This is a genomic window from Phenylobacterium sp. GW821-FHT12F10 (genome assembly GCF_058806695.1).
Genome location: NZ_JBXAPY010000003.1, coordinates 367,330 through 389,808, shown reverse-complemented (window position 1 = coordinate 389,808; position 22,479 = coordinate 367,330). Strand labels below are relative to the sequence as shown.

Here is a 22,479-nt window from a genome sequence, read left to right as displayed (position 1 = left end):
TCCCCCGGGGAGACTAAACCCAATGCGTAAGATCGCTCTGCTGGCCGTCGTGGCCGCCACCTTCGCCATTTCCGCCTGCAACACCCTGTCGGGCGCCGGCCGCGACGTCTCGGCCGCCGGTTCGGCCGTGACCTCCACCGCCGAAGACGCCAAGCACTAAGCTTCGACCCCTTACCGGGTTCGGAAGCCCCGCCGCAGCTCGTGCGGCGGGGTTTTTCGTGGGCGTCAGTCGCCGCCGAACCAGACGAAGACCCGGTTCAGCCTCTGGCCCATGGCCGCCAGGGTCCCGGTCAGCACCGGCTCCTCCGCCCCGCCCGCCCGGACGCGCGCCAGGGCCTTGGCGTCGAGCTGGCCCTCGAAGCTGACTTCGCCCAACATCGCGTCCTCCCCGTAGAAGCTGAGCTGGTCGGCGGTGACACGATAGGCCTTTGGCAGAACCCGGCGGCTGACCTCGTGATAGGGCTGGCCGAGTTCGTTCTCCCGCTCGGGGCTGGTGACGTCGTCGAACTCCAGCATCATCGGGGCGTAGTTGGGCGAGACCCTCTGGCCCTTCTCATAGCTGGCGAACTCCTCGGCGGTCCCCAGGTGCAGCTCCCGTAGCTTGAAGTTCCCGAACTGCACCGGCGCCTTGGCGAAGTAGTAGCCGAACAGGTCCTGGCCGGGCTGGTGGAAGAAGCCGGTGAGGTGCGCGGCCGGCGCCGGCGTGGCAGGCGGTCCCGGCGGCGGCACGGGGGCCGTCGGCTGTCCGGGGGAGACCGGCGCGGAGGCCTCCTGACTCGGCTTGTTGCATGAAGTCAGCGCCAGGCCGGCGGCGAGCACGGCGGCGGTTGCGGACAGTCGGCGCATCGGATCCCCCCAGGATTGGTCAGGGCGATCCTAGACCGTTGTGGCTCCGCCTGTCAGGCGGCGGCGCGAAAGGAAGGGTTCCGGGCGTAGAGACCCGGCCGGCCGCTCACCGGCTGGAAGGCCTCCGACAGGCCCGTGGCGGTCTCGCCCAGGCCCAGGAACAGGAAGCCGTCGGGGCTGAGCGCCCGGGCCAGGTTCTCCAGCAGGCGGGCGCGCATGGGCTCCACCAGGGCGTTCAGCACATAGCGACAGAAGATGACGTCGAAGCGCCCGGCCGCCGAGAGGTCGGCCACCAGGTTGATGCGCCGCCAGCGGACCATCTGGCGGATGCGCGGGCTGAGCGCCCACATCTCCTCGGCCTTCTCGAAGTGGCGCACCAGCTGGCGGATCGGCAGGCCGCGCTGGATCTCGAACTGGGTGTAGAGGCCGCTCTGGGCCTTCTCCAGGGCGCGCTCCGACAGGTCCGACGCGAACAGCTCCAGCCTGGCGCCCGGGATCAGGGCCCGCTGGTCGTCGATGGTCATGGCCAGGGAATAGACCTCCTGGCCCGAGCCGCAGGCCGCGCTCCAGATGCGGATCGGCTCGCCGTCGCGCAGCCGCGCCAGGGTGGGCAGGATCTCGTCGCGGAACAGGTTGAAGGGGGTGCGGTCGCGGAAGAAGGCGGTCTCGCTGGAGGCCATGGACTCCACGATGGCCCAGGCCAGGCGATCCTCGCGCTTGGCGCGCAGGGTCGCGATCATCTCGTCGATGGAGCCGAAGTTCTCGCGGCGGGCCACGGGACCCAGCCGGCTCTCCAGCAGGTAGTCCTTGGCGGGGTCGACGTGCAGGCCGGCTCGCGCGCCGCAGAGCTGGACGACGAGATCCTTGTCCTCGGGCCTCATGCCAGTCCGACCTCGGCGAACTTCGAGGCGATGATGTCTCCGTCGAAGGGCTTCATGATGTACTCGTCGGCGCCGCAGTCCAGCGCCTCGCGGATACGTTCGACGTCGTTCTCGACGGTGCAGAACACCACGGTGGGCTTGTCCCCGCCCGGCTCCACCCGCAGGTGGCGCAGGAACTCGATCCCCGTCATCACCGGCATGTTCCAGTCCAGCAGGATCGCGTCGGGCATGGCCGCGCGGCACCAGGCGAGCGCCTCCATCCCGTCGGACGCCTCGGCGATCTCGAAGCCGATGTCCTCCAGGATTCTGCGGGCGACCTTGCGGATCACCCGGCTGTCGTCAACGACGAGGCAGGTCTTCAACGGGGCACTCCAACCGTAGGCGAATCTTCTCGCGCGCGGTTGGTTAAGGAGGCGTGTTAACCGGGCGGAAATTCACATTCGCGCGCGACTTGGCCGCAGTCCGGATCAGGCCGGGATGCTGGCGGCGAAGGTGACCTTTTCCTCGCCCACGTCGGCGAAGATCCGCCCGCCGGCGTCGGTCATGAACAGGTGCACGTAATAGGCCTGGACCCAGTGGCCGTGCAGCCCCTCGCCCATGGCCTCGCCCCGCAGGCCGTCCAGAACCTCGGCCCGCAGCCGGGCGCGGGGACCGACCGCCTCGACGGCGATGACGACGAAGGCGCCTTCCTCCACCGCGCGGATCTTGGCCACGCCGCCGGTGGGCAGGGCGGCGCCGGCCATCTGGGCCAGGTTCAGGATGGCGCGGGCCGCCGGCTTGTTGAGGGAGGCCGGCTCCACCTGCCAGTCCAGCTCGGCGCGCATGTGGGCGAAGATCCCCTGGGCCAGCTTGGCCAGCTCCCGGGCGTCGAAGGTCTCGGCTGTGGCCGAGGCGCCGAAGGCCACGCGGGTGAAGGACAGCAGGTCGGCCAGCTTGCGGGCGCTGGCCGAGATCAGGCTCATGGCGTCCTCGCGCATGTCCTGGGCGCTGGGATCCTCCAGCAGGTCGAGGCCCGAGACGATGGCGCTGGCCGGGCTGATGAAGTCGTGACACATGCGCGCGGCCAGATAGGCGGCCACCTCGGCGGTGCGCGGCACGGCCTTGGCGGGCGGCTCGGCGGGGGCCTGCGGCTCGGGAGTCTGTTCGGGCTCGGTCATAAGGCCCTGAACTTGGCCTGATTTGGCGCTTTGGCAAACCGCATCGGGCGTCTAGGTACCTCGCCTATGAGCGGTTCCGATCCCTTTCTCGAGCCTGGCGTCATCGTGCGCCACCCGGGCCAGGACGACTGGGGCCCGGGTCAGGTGCAGTCAGTCGCGGGGCGTAAGGTGACGGTGAACTTCCAAGAGGCCGGCAAACAGGTGATCGACACCTCGGTGGTGACCCTGGCCTTCGTGGCCGAGGATCCCCGCGGCCGCCGGGGCGCGGCGCGATGAGCGACTTCGACAACGAGATCGGGCCCCTGCTGGCCGACATCGTCGAGGAGGCCGGCCGCCTGGTCCTGCCGCTTTGGAAGTCGGGCCTGACCGTCCATTCCAAGGCCGACGACAGCCCGGTGACCGAGGCCGACCGCCGCGGCGAGCTGCTGATCCTGGAGCGGCTGGAGACCCATTTCCCGGGGGTCCACGTGATCTCCGAGGAGGACGCCAGCGAGTTCGGCACGCCGGAGGCCATCGGCCACCGCTTCTTCCTGGTGGACCCGGTGGACGGCACCAAGGCCTTCGTGCGCGGCGATCCCAACTTCACGGTCAATATCGCCCTCATCGAGGGCCGGCGCCCGGTGGCCGGCGCCGTCTGCGCCCCGGCCAGCGGCGAGACCTGGTACACCCAGGGCGGCCAGGCGATGAAGCGGGTCGTGGGCGAGGCCGGCGCGCCGATCCAGGCGCGGGCCTGGCCGCAGGGCAAGGCCGTGGCCCTGGTGAGCCACACCATGAAGGAAGAGACCATCCAGGCCCTGGCCGACAAGTACGGCTTCGACCATCCCCAGGCGATGGATTCCTCCATCAAGTTCTGCCGCATCGCCGAGGGCTCGGCCGACGTCTATCCGCGGCACGGACCGACCATGGAGTGGGACATCGCCGCGGGCCACGCGGTGCTGGAGGCCGCCGGCGGCAGCGTCCTGACCCCCGAGGGCGAGGCCTTCGTCTACGGCAAGGCTGACGAGAAGTTCCGCAACGGCTGGTTCGTGGCGCGGGGCCGCTAGGGCGCCGCGTCGCCGGCTAGATGGCCTTGCGGCTGTTCCAGTCGATCAGCGAGGACTCGATGGGCGAGGCCGCGTGGGTGCGGCCATAGGCCTTGGCCGCGCCACCGGCGCCGGCCACCATGTAGGTCGCGAAGCCCACGAAGAAGGCGAAGGCCGCCAACCAGACGAAGGGCCGGAGCAGTTCGAACGGGTTGGACTCGGTCCGGGTAAGCGACATGGGCGATCCCTTAGTCTAAGCGCCTGACACGGGAACAACCGACCGCCGCGATGGTTGCGACGCTCTGTGCACAGACTCCCATGATTCGCGCAGGGGGCGAGCCGGCGGACTGTCGCAGGCGGCATTAGATGATAATGGCTCGCATTATACTTGCGATTGAAAGCCGTTCGCAGTAGCTGGACCCTCGGCCGACAGGCTTTCGAAGGGGATCCCATGACCGCATCTCTGTCCGGCCGCCTGCGCCGGCTCTGGCTGGACGTCCACCTGTGGATCGGCGTCGGCCTGCTGGTGGCGATCATCCCCCTGAGCCTGTCGGGCGCGATCCTGGTCTGGCACGACGCCCTAGACCGGGCGACCCACGGCGAGCGCTACGCCGTCAGCGGACCCCAGGTCGCCCTGCCGCCGGCCGCCTATGCGCAGAGCGCTCAGGCCGCCTTCGGCCGCGAAGCCCGCCTCACCCAGATCCGCTTCCCGGAAAAGGCCGGCGATCCCGTGGTGGCCGTCGGCCGCATGGAGGGCCCGCCCGGCCCCGGCGGCCGGCCCCGCAGCCTGAACCTCTGGATCGACCCGCCGACCGCCAAGGTCCTGGCCAAGGCCGAGGTGGCCAGGGGCTTTTCCATGACCATGCACCGGCTGCACGGCACCCTGTTCATCCCCGAGATCGGCCGCAAGGTGGTGGGCTGGATCGGCTGGGCGATGTTCGTCTCCTGCGTCAGCGGCCTCTGGCTCTGGTGGCCGCGCAACGGCGCGCTCCTCAAGGCCCTGCGCTGGCGGCGCGGGCCCTCGACCCTGTTCAACCTGCACCACATGGTGGGCTTCTGGATCTGCCTGCCCCTGGCGGTCCTGTCCCTGACCGGGGTCTATATCTCCTTCCCCCAGACCAGCCGCGCCCTGTTCGGCGTCGCCCCCCCGCCGCAGGCGCAGGGCGCCCAGGGCGGCGGTCAGCGCGCCGGCGGCGGGGGCCGTTTCGCTCCCCCGATCGCCCAGCCCCGCCTCACCTTCGAGGCGGCGACCGCCAAGGCCCTGGCCGCGGCGCCCGGCGCGACCCTGGCCGGGGTGAGCGTCCCCACCCAGGGCAAGGCGCCGGCCTGGAAGGTCCAGGTGCGCAAGCCCGGCGTGAAGGAGCCCGCCACCCTGGCCGTGGACGACGCCACCGGCCAGACCAGGGCCGACCGCGGCGGGCCGGGCGGCGGTGGCCCCGACCCCCTGTCGCGCTGGATGCGCCGCATCCACGACGGCGCCGACATGGGGATCGTCTGGCAGACCATCATCGTCCTGGGCGGGATCGCCCCGGTGGTGCTGTCGATCACCGGCCTGGTGATGTGGCTGCGCCGCCGCGCCCGCCGGCGGGCGATGCATCGGCGGATGGCCGAGGCCTAGGCCGGCCTTAGTTGCGAATAATTCTCATTGCTAAGCTGCGAGGCGCATTCTAGGAATGCCTCGCAATCGCAGATGGCGCCCGGGGGGCGTCGCGTACGGACGGGTAGTCATGCAAAGAGTTCGAAACGGGGTTTCCGCACGCGCCAAGCGCGCCCTGACCTGCGCGGCGGTGGCCGGGGCGGCGGGGCTGTCCCTGGGAGGCGTGGCCCAGGCCGCCGACGACGGCGCCATGACCACCGCCGACGACGGCGGCGCCACTGTCTCCACCCTGGATGTGCAGGGCCGCCGCAAGGCCCTCGACAACGTCAAGCTGACCGCCGAGCCGCTGAACCATCCGCAGACCGTCACCGTGGTGCCGCGCGGGGTGATCGAGGCCCAGAACCTGCTGTCCCTGCGCGACATCCTCTCGACGGTGCCGGGCATCACCTTCGGGGCCGGCGAGGGCGGCGGCGGGTTCGGCGACAGCATCAACCTGCGGGGCTATTCGGCCAACAACGACCTGACCATCGACGGGGTCCGAGACAGCGCCCAGTACAGCCGGTCGGACCCCTTCAACCTCGAGCAGATCGAGGTCACCAACGGCGCCAACTCGGTCTATTCCGGCGCGGGTTCGGTGGGCGGGACCATCAATATCGTCAGCAAGCGCCCGAACGCGCGCGACACCACCACCGTCACCGGCGCGGTGGGGACCGACACCTATTACCGGGCCACCCTGGACGCCAACCACAAGATCTCAGACAGCGTCGCGGTGCGCTTGAACCTGATGGCGCACGGCAATGACGCGCCGGGCCGCGACGTGGAGAGCTTCGAGCGCTGGGGGATCGCGCCCTCGATCGTCATCGGCCTGGACGGCCCGACCCAGTTCACCGCCCTGTATTTCCACCAGGAAGACAAGAACACGCCGCAGTACGGCGTGCCTTTCTACAACGGCCGCCCGGTCCCCGGTGTCGATCCGTCGAACTACTACGGCTATTCCAACATCGACACCCAGGAGCAGACGGTCGACATCCTCACCGGGATCATCGACCACGACTTCGGCGACGGCCTGACCCTGCGCAACCTGACCCGGGCCCAGAAGGTCACCCAGCTCACCATCGTCGATCCGCCCCAGGGGGTCTACTGCCTGGCCAATGGCCAGAAGCCGGTCGCCTGGAGCCAGTCGACCACCGCCACCAACCTCACCGGCTACACCGCCTGCCTGGCCACCGATCCGGCGCCCGGCTTCTATCAGCCCAGCGGCCCCCGGGGGACCTATCGCGACAGCGAAAACACCCTGCTCTACAACCAGACCGACCTCAGCTGGACCGGCGAACTTGCGGGGCTTCGCCACGACCTCGTGGCGGGCGTGGCCCTGCTGTCGGAGACCTTCAAGCTCAAGAACGGCAACGTTCTGCGCAACGCGAACGGCACGGCGGTGGTCCTGCCGCCGATGAGCATCGCCGACCCCAACACGGTCTATGCCGGACCCTACAACGTGATCCAGGGCGGGGGCGCCGCGCCGTCGGGCACGCCGCTCGCCTTCCCCGCCGGGGCGCAGGACGGTGAGCGCCGCAACCAGGCGGTCTACCTGTTCGACAACGTCACCATAACCGACCGCTGGTCGGTGAACTTCGGCCTGCGCTACGAGCACAACGAAGGCGAGAACGTCTCGGGCTACTACACCTCGGCCGGCTACCTGCCCAATCCGTCGGGGGGCACGGCCCCGGGACCGGCCTCGGCCGGCGCGCCGGGCGGCGTCTTCTCCGGCAGTGGCCCCATCTTCCGCAGCGACGAAAACCTGCTGACCTACCGGCTCGGCGTGGTCTTCAAGCCGACGCCGAACTCCAGCCTCTATATCGCCTACGGCAATTCCCAGACCCCGTCCCAGGCGACGGTGAACGGCTCGGGCGCCTGCTCGCTGGCCACCTGCACCGTTGATCCGGAGGAGGCCGAGAACCTCGAGGTGGGGGGCAAGCTCGACATCGACGGCCGCCTCTCCCTCACCGCCGCCCTCTTCCGCAACGACCGCACCAACTACAAGGTGGCCTCTGGCGACCCCACCGTGCCCGACCAGCAGCTGGACGGCGCGGCCCGGGTGACCGGCGTGGCCCTCGGCGCCTCGGGCAGGATCACCGACGCCTGGTCGATCTTCGCCAACTACACCTACCTGGACTCCGAGGTGCTGCAGGGTGTGTCGCGGTTCTCCGCCGCCGCCGGCCTGGACTTCACCAAGGGCGACCCGCTCACCAACGTGCCCGACCACGCCTTCAGCCTGTTCACCACCTACGACCTGCCCCGCGATATCCAGGTCGGCTACGGCGTGACCTATCAGGGCGAGTACTTCCTGACCCAGCACGGCCAGATCACCGGATCCACCCCGCCGGCCCGGACCACCATCCCCCTGGTGACCTCGGAGGCCTATTGGGTGCATCGCGCCACCATCGCCTGGACCCCCAGGCCCGGCCTGGAGCTGCGGCTCAACCTCAACAACCTGCTGGACGAGGTCTACTACACCCGCGGCCGCAACAACGGCTGGGCCACCCCGGGCGATCGCCGCAGCGCCACCGCCAGCCTCAGCTACCGGTTCTGATCCTCCCCCTGAACCGGTAGGCCTCGCGCCCCGCCCCTCGCGGGCGGGGCGCGCCTTCGTCTAGGATCGTCCGATGCTCCTGCAAATCCCCGGTCTGCTGAACCCCGCCGAGCTGGCCCAGGTCCGCGCCCTCATCGACGCCGGCGACTGGGCCGACGGCAACGCCACCTCCGGCGCCCAGTCGGCCCTGGCCAAGGACAATCTCCAGCTGGCCGAGGGCTCCGCCGCCGCCCGCGAGGCCGGGGTGCTGATCCGCGAGGCCCTGACCCGCAACCCGCTCTTCATGTCTGCGGCCCTGCCCCACACGGTCTATCCGCCGCTGTTCAACCGCTATGGCGGCGGCCAGGCCTTCGGCGACCACATCGACAACGCCCTGCGCTTCCATCGCGACACCGGGGTGCGCATCCGCACCGACCTCTCGGCCACCCTCTTCCTGACCGATCCCGAGGCCTATGACGGCGGCGAACTGGTGATCGAGGACACCTTCGGCGCCCACGAGGTGAAGCTGCCGGCCGGCGACCTGATCCTCTATCCCGCCTCCAGCCTGCACCGGGTTGAGCCCGTCACCCGCGGCGCGCGGGTGGGCAGCTTCTTCTGGATCCAGAGCCTGGTGCGCCAGGACGCCCAACGGGCCCTGCTGTTCGACATGGACCTGGCCATCCAGCGGGTGGCGGAGCGGAGCGGCCTGGGTGACCCGGCCGTGGTCTCCCTCACCGGCGCCTATCACAACCTGCTGCGGATGTGGTCGGAGCTGTAGATCGCCCTTGCCTCCCCGGCCTGCGGACATGAGGGTCGGAAAAAAGCAGGGAGCGGCGTTCATGACCTACCAGGCCATCACCTATGAGACCCGCGGCCATGTGGGGATCGTCACCCTCAACCGGCCCGAGAAGCTGAACGCCATCAATGGCGAGCTGCGCGAGGACACCCACGCCGCCTTCGCCGCCGCCCGGGAGGACGACGATGTCCGGGTGGTGATCCTCACCGGCGCCGGGCGGGGCTTCTGCTCGGGCGCCGATCTCACCGGCCAGGTCCCGCCCCCCTCCACCGCCCAGAACGACCGGCTGGACGAGTTCGCCTGGGTGGGGCGCTGGGCCAAGCTGTTCCACGATTTCGACAAGCCGGTGATCGGGGCGATCAACGGGGTCTGCGCCGGGGCCGGCATGAGCGCGGCCCTGGCCTGCGACATCCGCATCGGCTCCGAGCACGCCCGCTTCAAGACCACCTTCGTCGAGCGCAGCCTGTCGCCGGACTCCGGGATGAGCTTCTTCCTGCCGCGCATCGTCGGCTATGCGGCCGCGGCCGACCTGATCCTCACCAGCCGCATGGTCCTGGCCGAGGAGGCGAAATCGCTCGGTCTGCTCAACCGCCTGGTCCCCCACGCCGAGCTGTTGGACGCCGCCCTGGCCTACGCCGAGGAGATCGTCCGCTGGCCGCCCCTGGCGGTGCGCACCGCCAAGCGGGTGCTGCAGACCAACTTCGAGACCGACCTCGACACCGCGGTGAAATACGAGTCCGTCGGCCTGTCCTTCGCCCGCCGCGCGGTCAACGACGTCAAGGAGTCCCGCGCCGCCTTCCTGGAGAAGCGCCAAGGCGTCTACACAGGGACCTGACTTAGCGTCATAAGGCGGCGCACAGCACGCAAGGAAACCGTCATGGCCCTGGACACCGCCGCCCCCTCGAAGACCTTCGACTGGGAAGATCCGTTGGACATGAAGTCCCGCCTCTCCGAGGAGGAGACCATGGTCTGGGACGCGGCGCGGTCCTACGCCCGCGAGAAGCTGTTGCCCCGGGTGGTCTCGGCCTATGCCGAGGAGCGGTTCGACCGCGAGATCATGACCGAGATGGGGGCCCTGGGCTTCCTCGGCCCGACGCTGCCCGAGGAGTACGGCGGCGCCGGCGTGAACCACGTGGCCTATGGCCTGATCGCCCGCGAGATCGAGGCCATCGATAGCGGCTATCGGTCGGCCATGAGCGTGCAGTCGTCGCTGGTCATGTACCCGATCTACGCCTTCGGCTCCGAGGAACAGAAGCGCAAGTACCTGCCCGGCATGGCCAAGGGCGAGATCATCGGCTGTTTCGGCCTCACCGAGGCCGACGGCGGCTCCGACCCCGCCTCCATGCGCACCGTGGCCCGCAAGGCGCCCGGCGGCTACGTCCTGTCGGGATCGAAGATGTGGATCAGCAACTCGCCGATCTGCGACGTCGCCCTGGTCTGGGCCAAGCTTGACGGGGTGATCCGCGGCTTCCTGGTGGACCGCGGCTCGGAGGGCTTCGAGACGCCCAAGATCCTCAACAAGCTGTCCCTGCGCGCCTCCATCACGGGCGAGATCGCGCTGGCCGACGTGTTCGTGCCGGAAAACCAGATGCTGCCGGGGGTCTCGGGCCTGCGGGGGCCGTTCTCCTGCCTCAACAAGGCCCGTTACGGCATCGCCTGGGGGGCCATGGGGGCGGCCGAGTTCTGCCTGCACGCCAGCCGCGACTACACCAAGACCCGTCAGGTGTTCGGCAAGCCCCTGGCCGCGCGCCAGCTGGTGCAGAAGAAGCTGGCCGACATGCAGACCGAGATCGCCCTCGGTTTCGAGGGCGCGCTCGCCCTGGGCCGCCTGCTGGACCAGGGCGCCTGGGTGCCCGAGGCCATCAGCCTGATGAAGCGCAACAACTGCGGCAAGGCGCTCGCCATCGCCCGCGAGGCGCGCGACATCCACGGCGGCAACGGGATTTCCGGCGAGTACCACGTGATGCGGCACGCCGCGAACCTGGAGACCGTCAACACCTATGAAGGCGCCCACGACGTCCACGCCCTGATCCTGGGCCGGGCGATCACCGGCGAGAACGCCTTCTAGCCCAGACAGAAGGAGGCCCAGGGCGGAGATCCGCGCCTGGGCCGAGTTCGCGTTCCCTTGGGAGGAAAGGCTGGAACGTTTCCCGCCTGACTTGGATCAAGTCAGGCGATCAGGAAGAGCGACCAAGTCAAGAATCCAGAGCCCCGTTTCGATTCATCCGAAACGGGAACAGCTCTAGGACTCCAACTCCTTGACCTCGCCGGAGCCGGAGACGTTCTTTTCCAGCTTGAGGGGCCGGGTCTTCAGCTCCACCTCGCCCGAGCCCGAGATGTCGAGCTTGGCGCTGGCGCGGGGCGCGATGGCGGCCTCCGCCGCGCCGGAGATGTCCACCTCGGCGCTTTCGGCGTCGAGACCGGCCAGATCGGCCTCCCCGGCCCCGGTCATGTGGAGCTTCAGGGCCCGGGTCCTGCCGTGGCCGGTGACCTTGGCCATTCCCCAGGTGCTGATCTCCAGGCTGTCCTGGTCGTAGCCCTCCAGGGTCAGGCGATCGACGCCCTTCAGCTCGAAGCGGGTGACCTTGGGCGCCGTCATGACGATCCGCAGCCGCTCGCCGGTGTTGTTCACCCCGTCGCTCAGCCGGCCGCCCGAGAGGGCCAGGGTGTCGATGGCGCGCTTGGGCCCGGTGACCGTCAGCTTGCCGGGGCCCTCCGACCCTTGGGTGAAGGTGACCTCGCCGGGGACGTCCAGGATCAGGGCCGAGGCGCCGTCCCAGGCGATCTCGCGGGTGGTCGAGGCCCACTCCGGGTCGTCCCGGTGGGAATTGCGCCAGTCGGAATGGCGGCGGCCGTGTTCGTCCCAGCCGATGTTCCAGTCGTGGTCGGACCAGTGGTCCCAACCCTGGGCGGCGATGTCCCGGCCCCCGAGGGCGGCGGCGCCGCCGAGGGTGACGACCGCGGTGAGGAACCCGACCACGGCGATGATGACGAGAAGGCGGATCATGGGCGGGGCCTTCAGGCTTGAGGTTCGATGGCCGGCTTCAGCAGCCGGTAGTGGAGGCGCCCGTACCAGACGAGCACATTGACGAAGCCGACGGTCACCAGGCAGAGCACCGCCCCGATGGAGACGGCGGCCGCCATCAGGCCGATCCCGGCCAGCAGGGCCGCGGCCACCCCGCCAGGGGGGTCCAGGAACGGGCCGGCGGCGAAGACGAAGCCGCCGGAGCCGAACACCGCGATCACCGCGACGAACAGGCCCAGCAGGGTGCCGGCGATGGAGAGCACGATGGGCAGCAGGATCAGCAGGTCGATGGCCCCCAGACCCAGCACCGCGAAGATGGCCGAGGCCGCCGCCGACGGATTGCGCTCGGACTCCCAGCGCTTCAGGCCCGCCTCGGCCCGCAGCTCGCGGGCCAGGCGGCCGGGATCGCCCAGGGCCTGGGCCACCTCGGCCTCGGTGCGGCCGGCGGCCTCACCCTCGGCGAAGTGGGTCTCGTAGTCGGCGACGATCTCGGCGACGGCGGCGGCCGGCAGGCCCGAGAGCCCCAGGCGCAGCCGGTCGAGGAAGGCCTGACGGGTCATTGGGCCTCTCCCAGGATGGCGTTCACGGCCCGGGAAAAGGATCCCCAGGCCAGCTTCTGACCGGTGAAGCTGGTCTTGCCCGCTTCGGTCAGGCGGTAATATTTGCGCGGCGGGCCCGACGAGGACTCCACCAGGTAGGTGTCCACCAGCCCATCGGCCTGCATCCGCCGCATCAGCGGATAGATGGTGCCTTCCCCCATATCGATCCCCTCGGCCAAACGGCTGGCGATCTCGTAGGCGTAGTTGTCGCCCCGCGAGAGGAGCGCGAGCACGCACAGCTCGAGCACCCCCTTCTTCAGCTGAACTTCAACGGCTTCCGCCACGGGATCTGCCTCCACACCCGCGATCACATATCGCCAGGTACTGCTTCATACAAGGTAGTGGGCGTCGCACGATAGTGAACTTTCCGTAAGGCGGGATATCGTTTGCCTCACAAACAAATATCGCCGGAGGAAACGGCCTTGAAGATCATCCCGCTCGCCCTGGCGCTCGCCCTCTCGGCGGCCCTGGCCCAGGCCCAGACTCCCGCCGCGACGACCCGTCCGGATATCCTGCGCGTGCCCGACGACGCCCCGCCGCAGCACGCCCCGGCCCTGGGCCCCTATGCGGTGACCGTCGAGACCGACGCCAGCCTGCCCACCCACACCATCTACCGGCCCATCGACCTGGCCGCCGTGAAGGGCAAGCTGCCCATCGTCGCCTGGGGCAACGGCGCCTGCGCCAACTCCAGCGAGCGGTTCATCCCCTTCCTCACCAAGATCGCCAGCCACGGCTTCCTGGTGGTGGCCATCGGACCGAAGGACGCCCCGCCCCTGGTCCTGAACGCGGCCCCCGGCCAGGGCGCGCCCATCGCCGCGCCGAAGACCACCGCCCACCAGCTGATCGACGCCATCGACTGGGCCCAGGCCCAGAACGCCAAGGCCGGTCCCTACAAGGGCCGCATCGACACAGGGGCGGTGGCGGTGATGGGCCAGTCCTGCGGCGGCCTGCAGGCCATCGAGGCCTCCTCCGATCCGCGGGTGAAGACCACCGTGGTCTGGAACTCCGGGGTCATCGTCGACCAGACCGGCCTGCCCAAGCTCTCCAACGCCACCAAGGACAGCCTGAAGGCCTACCACGCCCCGGTCGCCTACTTCATCGGCGGCCCGGTGGACGTGGCCTATCCCAACGCCAAGGACGACTTCGCCAGGATCACCACCGTCCCGGTCTTCATGGGCAATCTCAACGTCGGCCACGGCGGCACCTATCGGCACGTCAATGGCGGCTGGTTCGGCGAGGTGGGGGAGGCCTGGCTGGCCTGGCGGCTGAAGGGCGACAAGGCGGCCGGCAAGATGTTCGCCGGCCCCAAGTGCGGCCTCTGCGTCGCCCCGGAGTGGAAGATCGAGAAGAAGAACATGGACTAGCCGCCACCTCCGGCGGTTGAGGGCGCTTCAACTTTCGCGATCAACCCGCGTTCTTCGAACGTTGCGTTTACGCTTGGCGCTTAAGCAAGGACCCCGAAGACGGGGGAGTTTCCATGCCGGCAGAGCGTGCGACCAACACGCCGACGGAACACGGACCGATGGTCGAATGGCTGTTCGCCAACAGCCAGGAGCTCCTGCTCGTCATCGGCCCGGACACCCGCTTCAAGCTGGTGAACCCCGCCTGGACCGCCGCCACCGGCTGGACCTCCGAGGACATTGTCGGCCGCTATCCCGCCGACTTCCTGCATCCCGACGACCTGGCGGACTTCGCCAAGTTCGCCGAGAGCCTGATCAAGACCCGCACGGGCCAGAACCTCGCCCGGATGCGGATGAAGGACGGCGCCTATCGCTGGTTCGAGGGGCGCAGCCAGCTCACCGATGACGGCCACATCATCGGGGTGCTGCGCGACGCCACCCGCGAGCGCGAGCGGGAGGCCGAGCTCGAGGACGCGCGGCGCACCCGCCTGCTGCTGTCGGAATCGGCCGGGGTGGGCACCTGGACCTTCGAGCCGCTGACCGGCCGCATCGACTGGTCCGACGACATCCGCGCCATCACCGGCTACGGGCCCGACGAGGTGGCCACCATCGCCGACTTCGAGGCGATCCTGCACCCCGACGAGCGCGAGGCGGTGCGCGAAGCCTTCAACCGCGGCGTCTTCCAGGGCCAACCCCAGACCTTCGAACAGCGGATGCGCAACAAGGACGGCCGCTGGTCGACCTGGCGCACCACCTTCCACTGCGTGCCCCGGCGACGGGGCTATTCGGCCCTCAAGGGGATGTCCCAGGACATCACGGAACTGGCCGCGGCCCGCGACATGGCGCTCGCCGCCGAGCGTCAGATCCGCCAGCTCGTCGAGAGCGCCCCCTTCGCCGTGGCCATGTTCGACCGCGACCTGCGCTATCTGATGATCAGCAACCAGTGGCGGCACGCCTTCAGCCTGGGCCATCGCGACCATGTGGGCCTGAGGCTGGAGGACGTCTTCCCCACCATCCCCAAGAAGTTCATCGCCGCCCAGAAGCGCGCCCTGGCCGGGGAGGTCGTTTCCAGCAAGGAGGACCGCTTCACCGACAGCCAGGGCAACCGCCACTGGGTGCGCTGGGAGGCCCGGCCCTGGCTCAACGCCCAGGGCGAGATCGGCGGCATGCTGGCCTATGTGGACGACATCTCGGCGGTGTCGCGGGCCCGCCGCGAGGCCCAGACCAATGCGCGCCGCCTGAAGGTGGCCCTCGCGGCCGCCGACGCCGGGGTCTACGAGATCGACCACGTCAACAAGACCTTCTGGGCCAGCCCGGAATTCAAGAAGCTGATCGGCCGCTCGTCCCGCAGCTATCGGGACGCCCAGAAGCTCCACTTTCCCAAGTTCCATCCGGACGACATGGCCGGCGTCCGCCAGGCCTTCCTGGATATCAACGCCAACCGCCGCAGGTCGGGGGAGGCCTTCGAGGCCCGCATCGTCACCCCCTCGGGGGAGGCGCGCTGGATGCGGGTCTTCCACCACCTCAAGCGCGACGCCAAGGGCCGCTGGATCAAGGGCGTCGGCCTGGTTCACGACTTCGACCAGCGCAAGCGCCAGGAGCTGGCCCTGATCGAGGCCCAGGAGGCCGCCGAGGCCGGGGCCGAGGCCAAGGCCGCCTTCCTGGCCAATATGAGCCACGAGATCCGCACCCCCATGAACGGGGTGATGGGGGTGCTCCACCTGCTGAAGACCGAGAGTCTGTCGGAGGAGGGCCGCGCCATGCTGGAGGAAGCGCTGTCCTGCGGCCAGATGCTGGCCGAACTCCTCAACGACGTCATCGACTTCTCCAAGATCGAGGCCGGCGCCCTGGTCCTGTCCGAGGAGTCCATCGATCCCGCCGCCCTGGTCCAGGGGGTCACCCGCCTGCTGCGGCCCCAGGCCGAGGCCAAGGGCCTGGACCTGAACCTGGAGGGGCTGGCCGACATCGGCTGGGTGCGCACCGATCCGGTGCGCCTGCGCCAGGCCCTGTTCAACCTGGTGGGCAATGCGGTGAAGTTCACCCTGGCCGGCTCGGTCACCGTCCGCGCCGCCCTGCATCACCGGCCCGAAGGTCGCGTCCTGCGCTTCGAGATCATCGACACCGGGGTCGGCATTCCGGCCCAGGCCCAGGACCGCATCTTCCAGCGCTTCGACCAGGGCGACGCCTCCACCACCCGCCGGTTCGGCGGCTCGGGCCTGGGCCTGGCCATCACCCAGAAGCTCGCCCAGATGATGGGCGGGGCCGTGGGCTTCACCTCGGTGGAGGGCGAGGGTTCGACCTTCTGGCTGGAGGTGGCCGCCCCCAGCGCCGAGCCGGTGGCCCCCATGGCCGACGCCGGTGGCGCGGTCCTGGAGGGCCTGCGCATCCTGGTGGTGGAGGACAACTCCACCAACCGCATGATCGCCACCAAGCTGCTGGAGAACCTCGGCGCCAGCGTCGAGACCGCCGCCGACGGCCTGCTGGGGGTGGAGGCCGCCGCCCGCGGAGTCTTCGACCTGATCCTGATGGACGTCCAGATGCCGGGCATCGACGGCCTGGAGGCCAGCCGCCGCATCCGCGCCCTGGGGGGCTCCGTCGCCCAGACCCCCATCGTGGCGCTGACCGCCAATGTCCTGTCCCACCAGCGCCAGGCCTATCTGGAGGCCGGAATGGACGGGGTGGTGGGCAAGCCCATCTCGCCTTCGGCCCTGCTCAGCGAGATCGCCCGGCTGAGCGCGCCGGCGGCCGACGAGGCGGTAGCCTAAAGTCCCGCCCTTCCACCCCGGCGCCGGCCAATGCTAGACCTTGGCCCACAAGAGCTCGGGGGAGAGACGTATGGCGGACGCCGTTGTTGGACAGGTGAAGGAGCCGAAGGAAGCTTCGCTGCGGACGGTGGTGGCCGCCTCGGCGGCCGGGACCACCTTCGAATGGTATGACTTCTTCGTCTTCGGCAGCCTGACCCAGGTCATCTCCAAGACCTTCTTCTCCGGTCTCCCCGACACCGCCGGCTATATCGCCGCGCTCGCCCTGTTCGGCGCCGGCTTCGCCTTCCGCCCCCTGGGCGCCCTGGTCTTCGGCCGCATCGGCGACCGGGTGGGGCGCAAGGGCGCCTTCCTGTTCACCGTGGTGTTGATGGGCGGGGCCACCGTGGCCATCGGCCTGCTGCCCTCCTACGCCCAGGCCGGCCTGCTGTCGCCTGCCCTGCTGGTGCTGATGCGGATCCTGCAGGGCTTCGCGCTGGGCGGGGAATATGGCGGGGCGGCCATCTATGTGGCCGAGCACGCGCCCCCCGGCGCCCGGGGCCGCTCGACGAGCTGGGTGCAGACCTCGGCCGCCTTCGGCCTGTTCGCCGCCCTGCTGGTGATCCTGGCCACCCGCCTGGTGGTGGGCCGCATCGCCGGGCCCGAGGCCTTCGACGCCTGGGGCTGGCGCATCCCGTTCCTGTTCTCGGCGGGCCTGCTGGCGGTCTCCATCTTCATGCGCCTGAAGCTCTCGGAGAGCCCGGCCTTCGCCAAGATGAAGGAGGAGGGCGAGGTGGCCAAGGCGCCCTTCACCGAGGCCTTCGGCACCTGGAAGAACCTGAAGATCGTCATCCTGGCCCTGGTGGCCATCATGTTCGCCCAGGGCGCGGTCTGGTACACGGCCTTCTTCTACACCCAGACCTTCCTGGACAAGTTCCTCAAGGTCCCGCCTGAGACCATCAACCTGCTGATGATGGCCGCCACCGCCGTCAGCGCCATCTTCTACGTCGTCTTCGGCTGGCTGTCGGACAAGGTGGGGCGCAAACCGGTGATGCTGTTTGGCATGACCCTGATGCTGATCGCCTACTTCCCCGGCTTCCACATGCTGGCCAAGACCGCCAACCCGGCGCTCGCCGAGGCCGAGGCCCGCACCCCCATCGTGGTGGTGGCCGACCCGGCCGAATGCTCCCTGCAGTTCGACCCCGTGGGCAAGGCGGCCTTCACCTCCTCCTGCGACATCGCCAAGAGCACCCTGGCCAACGCCGGGGTCTCCTACGACAACCGCAAGGCCGCGCCCGGCGCCAAGGCCCAGGTGAAGATCGGCGAGACGGTGATCGAATCGGGCTCCATCGCCGGCCTGCCCAAGGACGCCGCCAAGGCCGCGAAGACCGAGATCGAGGGCCGCATCAAGGGCGGACTGAAGGCCGCCGGCTATCCGGAGAAGGCCGACCCGGCGCGGATGAACCTGCCCGGCGTGTTCGGGGTGCTGATGGTCTTCGTCATCGCCGCCACGGCCCTGTTCGGGCCCATCGCCGCGACCCTGGTGGAGCTGTTCCCCACCCGGATCCGCTACACCGCCATGTCCCTGCCCTACCATATCGGCACCGGCTGGGTCGGGGGCTTCGTCCCCTTCACCGCCTTCGCCATCGTGGCGGCGGTGGGCAACATCTATTCCGGCCTCTGGTACCCCTTCGCCTTCACCGCGATCTCGGTGGTCACCTGCCTGCTGTTCCTGCCCGAGACCCACAAGCGGTCCCTGCACGACTAGGAAACCTCCCTCCCCTCTATGGGGAGGGTGGACGGCGGAACGCCGGACGGGTGGGGAATAGCGGCCCGTACGCCCCACCCCGATCGCTACGCGATCTGCCCTCCCCATGAAGGGGAGGGAGGGCGCTAGCCCAAAGTCCTGACCGCCTGATCGAACTGCGGCGTCTCCATGCCCGCCAGGGCGGCGTTCAACCGCGCCTTGCCGTAGGTGACCTGGCCGTCCCAACCCTCCAGGACATAGGTCCCGGCGCCCAGGCCCTGGTGGATTTCCGCCAGGTCCGGCGCCGCCAGCCCGCCCGGCGCCGCGACGCGCGGACGCTGGGCCGCCACCGCGTTGAGCATGATCAGGCCGTAGAACAGGTGGTTCACCTGCCGCATGACCTCCAGCCGCGCCCGCTGCCGCGCGTCCGGCGCCTGGCCGAGATAGGTCGCCAGCAACAGTTCGGCCTCCGCCGGGCCCGTCGTCAGGAAGTTGGCCAGGGTCGCCAGGTCCACATAGCGATCGGCCAGGAAGGACGACTCCCAGTCGACGAACCACAGGCGTCGGCCGTCATAGAGGACGTTGCGCGGATTGAGGTCGTTGTGGCTGGAGACCAGGTCGGCCGGGTCGGTGCGATAGGCGCCCTTCAGCTCCGACCACCGGGCGAAGAGGGGCGCGGTGGCGGCGGCCTGCAGCAGGCCGGTGGCGCGGTGATCGCCGATGATCGCCTCCATGCCCTCCATGTAGTCCACCAGGGGCGGGAAGGCCGGGGTCTGGTGCAGCGCGCGCAGGGTCTGGGCCGCCTCGATGATCAGCTCGGCCCGCGTCCCCGGGAAGTCCTGGCTCAGCGACCGCTCGACGATGAACTCCATGATCGCCACCCCGTCGGCGGCGTCGGCGTAGCGGACCCGCGGAGCGATCGCCGCGTCGGCGGCGATGCGCATGCAGGCGTACCAGCGGTCTGGATCGCGGAAGGCGTCGCGGGCCCCCTCGATCCGCAGCAGGTAGGCGATGCCGCCCACCCGGATCCGGTAGATCTGCGCGCCTGACAGGCCGCCGCTCAGGGCGACGATCCCGTCCAGCTCCGTCGTGCCGAAAGCGGCGCTCAGGGCGCGGTCGACGGCGGGGCGCTTGGTCTCGGGGATCGGCATGGCTCGGCTCCGGGTGAGCGCGACCTTTTACCCGGATATAATCAGCAGTCAATATTACCCGGATAAATACCTAGGGCGCGCCCCGCGAGGCCCGGCTGGCCATCCGGCCCACGGCGTCGGAGACCAGCACCGCCCCCACGGCGATCGCCGCGGCCACCAGGCAGAGCGCCCCGGCGCGGGCCTCGTCGCCCGGGGACTGGGTCGCGCCATAGATGGCGGCGGGCAGGGTCAGGGTCTCGCCGGGGATGGCGGCCACGAAGGTGATGGTGGCCCCGAACTCCCCCAGGGCCTTGGCGAAGCCGAGGATGGCCCCGGCCGCGATTCCGGGCAGGGCCAGAGGCAGGGTGATCCGGAAGAAGCGCACCAGGGGCCGGGCGCCCAGGGTGCGAGCCACCTCGTCCACCTCCCGATCCAGGGCCTCGATGGCCAGGCGCATGGGCCGCACCATCAGGGGAAAGGCCATCACCCCGGCCGCCAGGGCCGCCCCGGTCCAGTCGAAGGCGAAGACGATCCCCACCTTCTCCAGCAGGGCGCCGATAGCGCCGCGCCGGCCAAACAGCAGCAGCAGGACATAGCCGGTGGCCACCGGCGGCAGGACCAGGGGCAGGGTCACCAGACCGTCCAGCAGCACGCGGACCGGGTAGCGACCCCGGGCCTGGGCCATGGCGGTCAGCAGGGCCAGCGGCAGGCCGAAGGCGGTGGCCGCCAGGGCCACCTTCAGCGACAGGGCCACGGCGGCCCAGTCCTCCGGGGTCAGGGCGCTCACGACGCCGAGGCCAGGATCTCGACGGTGATTCCCGCTGCGGCCAGGGCCTGCGCCTCCGCCGCCGGCGGGGCCTGGACCACCAGCCGCACCACCCGGCGTCCGTCGCGGGCCAGGTCGATGAGGGCCTGTGGCGTCGCGGCGGCCGGGGCCAGGCGATCGGCGTCGCGGCGGGCCATCGACAGGATGTCGGGGTCGGCGCCCTCATCGGCGGCCAGGACGTCGGCGGCGGCCAGGGCCCGGCTGGCCCTCAGGGTCAGCAGGTCGGCGGGGCCGCGCCCGGCCACGAACTGCACCTTGCCGGCGGCCTTGGGGCCCTTGGCGATGGCGGCGCGGAAAAGCGTCTGGGCCTGCTCCATGTCGCCGGCCTGGGCGGCCTGGGCCACCGCCCCCGACAGGGTCTCGCGCAGGAAGGCGCGGCGGGCGTGCAGCTCGGGGAACTTGGCCCGGACGTCGTCCTGGAACTTGCGGAACAGGGCCGCCACCCGGCCGGTCCCCTCGGGCACCCGCTGCTCGATGTCGTTACGCAGCATGGTGGCCAGCATGGGGGAGGCCCCCCCGGTGCCGATGGCGGCCACCACCTCGCCCCGGTCGATCACCGCGGGCGTGGTGAAGTCGCAGAGCTCGGGACGGTCGGTGACATTGACCAGGGCGCGGGCCACCCGGGCGGCGGCGGCGGCGGCCTTGGCGAAGGCTTCGTCCTCGCCGTCGATGAACACCAGCCGGGCGCCGGTATAGCTGCCGGGCAGGAAGGCGTCGGGCCCCTCCACCCGCACCAGCACCGCCGGCGAGGAGGCCAGCAGCCGCAGCTTGGCCTCGGCGGCCTCGCCGGAGCCGGCGATCACCACCTTGACGCCGGCCAGGGGGAAATAGGCGGGGAAGGCGTCCACCTAGCCGGTTCTGCAGTTCCGGTAGGGCCCGGCCGGCGCCCCGTCCAGGTCGGCGCTCGCCCCCCTGGTCGTCAGGGTCACGCCGCCGGCCGAGAAGATCGGATCGCCGCGCTTCTTCTTCACCTGGCGCAGGGTGGTGGTCTTGCCGCCGGCGGTCACCCGCACGATGCGGCCGTCCAGGGCGTAGGCCGCGACGAACCGCTTCCCGGCCCCGCAGCTATAGGTCATGGGCGCGTCGCTGGCGTCCTCGGGCGCGACGGTGGCGCAGCCGGCGAGCGCCAGGCCGGCGGCCAGGCCGATCCAGGGCGCGAGCCTCATTTCAGCCCCTTCAGATAGCCGATCACCGCGGCGCGGTCGGCGGGGACGGCCAGGCCGGTCATCATCTTCGTGCCCGGGGCGAACTTGGCGGGCGCCGCCAGATAGGCGTCGAGATTGGCGTCGGTCCAGGTCTGGGCGCCCTTGGCGGTCAGGCCCGCGGAGTACTTGTAGTCGGACAGGCCGGCGATCTTGCGGCCGGCCACCCCGATCAGGCTGGGACCCATGGGGCCGCTCTTGGCGGCGTGGCAGGTCTTGCACTGGAGCATGAAGGTCTTGGCGCCGTCGGCGGCCAGGGCCGGCGAGGCCGACAGACCCGCCAGGGCCAGGAGCACGGGAAACAGGCGTCTCATCAAATCCCTCCGGGAACCTCGTCCCCTTCACTAGCGCGTCGCGCGCGGCCCGGCCACGACGGCGCACATTTACCGCGAGGACTAAACGACGTTAAGATGATTGTTGAATCTCACCCGGAGAGGGATCTGCCCATGGCCATGACACTCGATGTGAACGGCAAGCCCCTGGCGGTGAAGGCCGCGCCCGACACCCCCCTGCTGTGGGTGCTGCGCGACGAACTGCACCTGACCGGCACGAAGTACGGCTGCGGGATCGCCCAGTGCGGCGCCTGCACCGTGCTGGCCGACGGTCAGCCGATCCGGGCCTGCTCGGTTCCCATCGAGGGCCTGGCCGGGGTGAAGATCACCACCATCGAGAGCCTGGGCGGAACCCATCCCCTGCAGCAGGCCTGGGTGAAGAACGACGTCCCGCAGTGCGGCTACTGCCAGTCGGGCCAGATCATGAGCGCCGCGGCCCTGCTGGCCGCCAAGCCCAACCCCACCGACGCCGACATCGACGCGGCCATGGACGGCAACATCTGCCGCTGCGGCACCTATCAGCGGATCCGCGCGGCCATCAAGGAAGCCGCCGGCATGGCCCCCGCCGCCGCCGCGACCCCCGCCGCCCCGGCCAAGGTCTAGGAGAGC

The 22,479-nt window shown here is 70.1% G+C and carries 25 protein-coding genes; 12 read left to right on the top strand and 13 right to left on the bottom strand.

Annotated features, from left to right (window positions below; all coding sequences use genetic code 11):
• Positions 1-22 precede the first annotated feature (22 nt).
• A complete protein-coding gene (locus AC1RN5_RS17985) occupies positions 23-160 on the top strand; it encodes an entericidin A/B family lipoprotein (protein WP_493042556.1) in 138 nt (45 codons plus the stop codon).
• Between the two features lie 65 nt (positions 161-225).
• Here the strand turns inward: AC1RN5_RS17985 and AC1RN5_RS17980 are convergent, their stop codons facing one another.
• From AC1RN5_RS17980 to chpT, 4 genes are all read right to left on the bottom strand, one after another.
• A complete protein-coding gene (locus AC1RN5_RS17980; protein WP_493042554.1) occupies positions 226-846 on the bottom strand; it encodes a hypothetical protein in 621 nt (206 codons plus the stop codon).
• 53 nt (positions 847-899) lie between these two features.
• The gene (locus AC1RN5_RS17975; protein ID WP_421934026.1) at positions 900-1,727 is read right to left on the bottom strand and encodes a CheR family methyltransferase; all 828 of its coding nucleotides are present in this window, start codon (positions 1,725-1,727) and stop codon (positions 900-902) included.
• Positions 1,724-2,089: a response regulator gene (locus AC1RN5_RS17970; RefSeq protein WP_493042551.1), complete on the bottom strand. Its 366-nt coding sequence runs from the start codon at positions 2,087-2,089 to the stop codon at positions 1,724-1,726. The genes AC1RN5_RS17975 and AC1RN5_RS17970 overlap by 4 nt, the downstream gene beginning before the upstream one ends.
• Before the next feature lie 105 nt (positions 2,090-2,194).
• Positions 2,195-2,884 (bottom strand): histidine phosphotransferase ChpT, encoded by a 690-nt coding sequence (gene chpT, locus AC1RN5_RS17965; protein ID WP_493042549.1) that lies wholly within the window; start codon positions 2,882-2,884, stop codon positions 2,195-2,197.
• Positions 2,885-2,950: 66 nt separating this feature from the next.
• Here chpT and AC1RN5_RS17960 point away from each other — a divergent pair, with 66 nt between their 5' ends.
• Together AC1RN5_RS17960 and cysQ are read left to right on the top strand one after the other, a co-directional pair.
• Entirely contained in the window at positions 2,951-3,160 is a 210-nt protein-coding gene (locus tag AC1RN5_RS17960; protein ID WP_493042548.1) for a DUF3553 domain-containing protein, read from the top strand.
• The gene (cysQ, locus tag AC1RN5_RS17955) at positions 3,157-3,927 is read left to right on the top strand and encodes a 3'(2'),5'-bisphosphate nucleotidase CysQ (protein WP_493042546.1); all 771 of its coding nucleotides are present in this window, start codon (positions 3,157-3,159) and stop codon (positions 3,925-3,927) included. Before AC1RN5_RS17960 ends, cysQ begins: the two co-directional genes overlap by 4 nt.
• Positions 3,928-3,943: 16 nt before the next feature.
• Here cysQ and AC1RN5_RS17950 read toward each other — a convergent pair whose 3' ends face one another.
• Positions 3,944-4,144 (bottom strand): hypothetical protein, encoded by a 201-nt coding sequence (locus tag AC1RN5_RS17950; RefSeq protein WP_493042544.1) that lies wholly within the window; start codon positions 4,142-4,144, stop codon positions 3,944-3,946.
• Between the two features lie 213 nt (positions 4,145-4,357).
• On the opposite strand from AC1RN5_RS17950, the gene AC1RN5_RS17945 reads away from it, so the two are divergent.
• From AC1RN5_RS17945 to AC1RN5_RS17925, 5 genes are all read left to right on the top strand, one after another.
• A complete protein-coding gene (locus tag AC1RN5_RS17945) occupies positions 4,358-5,524 on the top strand; it encodes a PepSY-associated TM helix domain-containing protein (RefSeq protein WP_493042542.1) in 1,167 nt (388 codons plus the stop codon).
• A gap of 109 nt (positions 5,525-5,633) precedes the next feature.
• Positions 5,634-8,093, top strand: coding sequence for a TonB-dependent receptor (locus AC1RN5_RS17940; RefSeq protein WP_493042540.1), 2,460 nt, complete (start codon positions 5,634-5,636; stop codon positions 8,091-8,093).
• A gap of 73 nt (positions 8,094-8,166) precedes the next feature.
• On the top strand, positions 8,167-8,850 hold the full coding sequence (locus AC1RN5_RS17935; protein ID WP_493042538.1) for a Fe2+-dependent dioxygenase: 684 nt from the start codon (positions 8,167-8,169) through the stop codon (positions 8,848-8,850).
• A gap of 61 nt (positions 8,851-8,911) precedes the next feature.
• Positions 8,912-9,703 (top strand): enoyl-CoA hydratase/isomerase family protein, encoded by a 792-nt coding sequence (locus tag AC1RN5_RS17930; protein WP_493042536.1) that lies wholly within the window; start codon positions 8,912-8,914, stop codon positions 9,701-9,703.
• A gap of 42 nt (positions 9,704-9,745) precedes the next feature.
• The gene (locus AC1RN5_RS17925) at positions 9,746-10,936 is read left to right on the top strand and encodes an acyl-CoA dehydrogenase (RefSeq protein WP_493042534.1); all 1,191 of its coding nucleotides are present in this window, start codon (positions 9,746-9,748) and stop codon (positions 10,934-10,936) included.
• Positions 10,937-11,110: 174 nt separating this feature from the next.
• On the opposite strand, the gene AC1RN5_RS17920 is transcribed toward AC1RN5_RS17925, so the two are convergent.
• Genes AC1RN5_RS17920 through AC1RN5_RS17910 form a run of 3 tightly spaced genes read right to left on the bottom strand, consistent with a single transcriptional unit; the run spans position 11,111 to position 12,776 of the window.
• Positions 11,111-11,875, bottom strand: coding sequence for a GIN domain-containing protein (locus AC1RN5_RS17920; protein WP_493042532.1), 765 nt, complete (start codon positions 11,873-11,875; stop codon positions 11,111-11,113).
• Positions 11,876-11,886: 11 nt separating this feature from the next.
• Complete coding sequence (locus tag AC1RN5_RS17915) at positions 11,887-12,453, bottom strand: DUF1700 domain-containing protein (RefSeq protein WP_493042530.1); 567 nt, start codon at positions 12,451-12,453, stop codon at positions 11,887-11,889.
• Positions 12,450-12,776: a PadR family transcriptional regulator gene (locus AC1RN5_RS17910; protein WP_493042528.1), complete on the bottom strand. Its 327-nt coding sequence runs from the start codon at positions 12,774-12,776 to the stop codon at positions 12,450-12,452. Before AC1RN5_RS17910 ends, AC1RN5_RS17915 begins: the two co-directional genes overlap by 4 nt.
• A 138-nt stretch (positions 12,777-12,914) precedes the next feature.
• On the opposite strand from AC1RN5_RS17910, the gene AC1RN5_RS17905 reads away from it, so the two are divergent.
• The 3 genes from AC1RN5_RS17905 to AC1RN5_RS17895 all read left to right on the top strand — a co-directional run bounded on the left by AC1RN5_RS17905 (position 12,915) and on the right by AC1RN5_RS17895 (position 18,401).
• On the top strand, positions 12,915-13,856 hold the full coding sequence (locus tag AC1RN5_RS17905) for a poly(ethylene terephthalate) hydrolase family protein (RefSeq protein ID WP_493042527.1): 942 nt from the start codon (positions 12,915-12,917) through the stop codon (positions 13,854-13,856).
• 113 nt (positions 13,857-13,969) lie between these two features.
• Positions 13,970-16,657, top strand: coding sequence for a PAS domain-containing hybrid sensor histidine kinase/response regulator (locus AC1RN5_RS17900; RefSeq protein WP_493042525.1), 2,688 nt, complete (start codon positions 13,970-13,972; stop codon positions 16,655-16,657).
• Positions 16,658-16,727: 70 nt separating this feature from the next.
• On the top strand, positions 16,728-18,401 hold the full coding sequence (locus tag AC1RN5_RS17895) for an MFS transporter (RefSeq protein WP_493042524.1): 1,674 nt from the start codon (positions 16,728-16,730) through the stop codon (positions 18,399-18,401).
• A 125-nt stretch (positions 18,402-18,526) separates the two neighbouring features.
• Here AC1RN5_RS17895 and AC1RN5_RS17890 read toward each other — a convergent pair whose 3' ends face one another.
• The 5 genes from AC1RN5_RS17890 to AC1RN5_RS17870 all read right to left on the bottom strand — a co-directional run bounded on the left by AC1RN5_RS17890 (position 18,527) and on the right by AC1RN5_RS17870 (position 21,852).
• Entirely contained in the window at positions 18,527-19,531 is a 1,005-nt protein-coding gene (locus tag AC1RN5_RS17890; RefSeq protein WP_493042523.1) for a phosphotransferase, read from the bottom strand.
• A gap of 70 nt (positions 19,532-19,601) precedes the next feature.
• A complete protein-coding gene (modB, locus tag AC1RN5_RS17885) occupies positions 19,602-20,297 on the bottom strand; it encodes a molybdate ABC transporter permease subunit (RefSeq protein ID WP_493042522.1) in 696 nt (231 codons plus the stop codon).
• On the bottom strand, positions 20,294-21,184 hold the full coding sequence (locus AC1RN5_RS17880; protein ID WP_493042520.1) for a precorrin-2 dehydrogenase/sirohydrochlorin ferrochelatase family protein: 891 nt from the start codon (positions 21,182-21,184) through the stop codon (positions 20,294-20,296). The genes modB and AC1RN5_RS17880 overlap by 4 nt, the downstream gene beginning before the upstream one ends.
• Positions 21,185-21,502, bottom strand: a complete 318-nt coding sequence (locus tag AC1RN5_RS17875) for a hypothetical protein (RefSeq protein ID WP_493042519.1) — start codon at positions 21,500-21,502, stop codon at positions 21,185-21,187.
• Positions 21,499-21,852 (bottom strand): c-type cytochrome, encoded by a 354-nt coding sequence (locus AC1RN5_RS17870; RefSeq protein WP_493042517.1) that lies wholly within the window; start codon positions 21,850-21,852, stop codon positions 21,499-21,501. Before AC1RN5_RS17870 ends, AC1RN5_RS17875 begins: the two co-directional genes overlap by 4 nt.
• Before the next feature lie 132 nt (positions 21,853-21,984).
• Between AC1RN5_RS17870 and AC1RN5_RS17865 the strand changes: the two genes are divergently transcribed.
• Positions 21,985-22,473, top strand: a complete 489-nt coding sequence (locus AC1RN5_RS17865) for a (2Fe-2S)-binding protein (protein ID WP_493042515.1) — start codon at positions 21,985-21,987, stop codon at positions 22,471-22,473.
• Positions 22,474-22,479 lie beyond the last annotated feature (6 nt).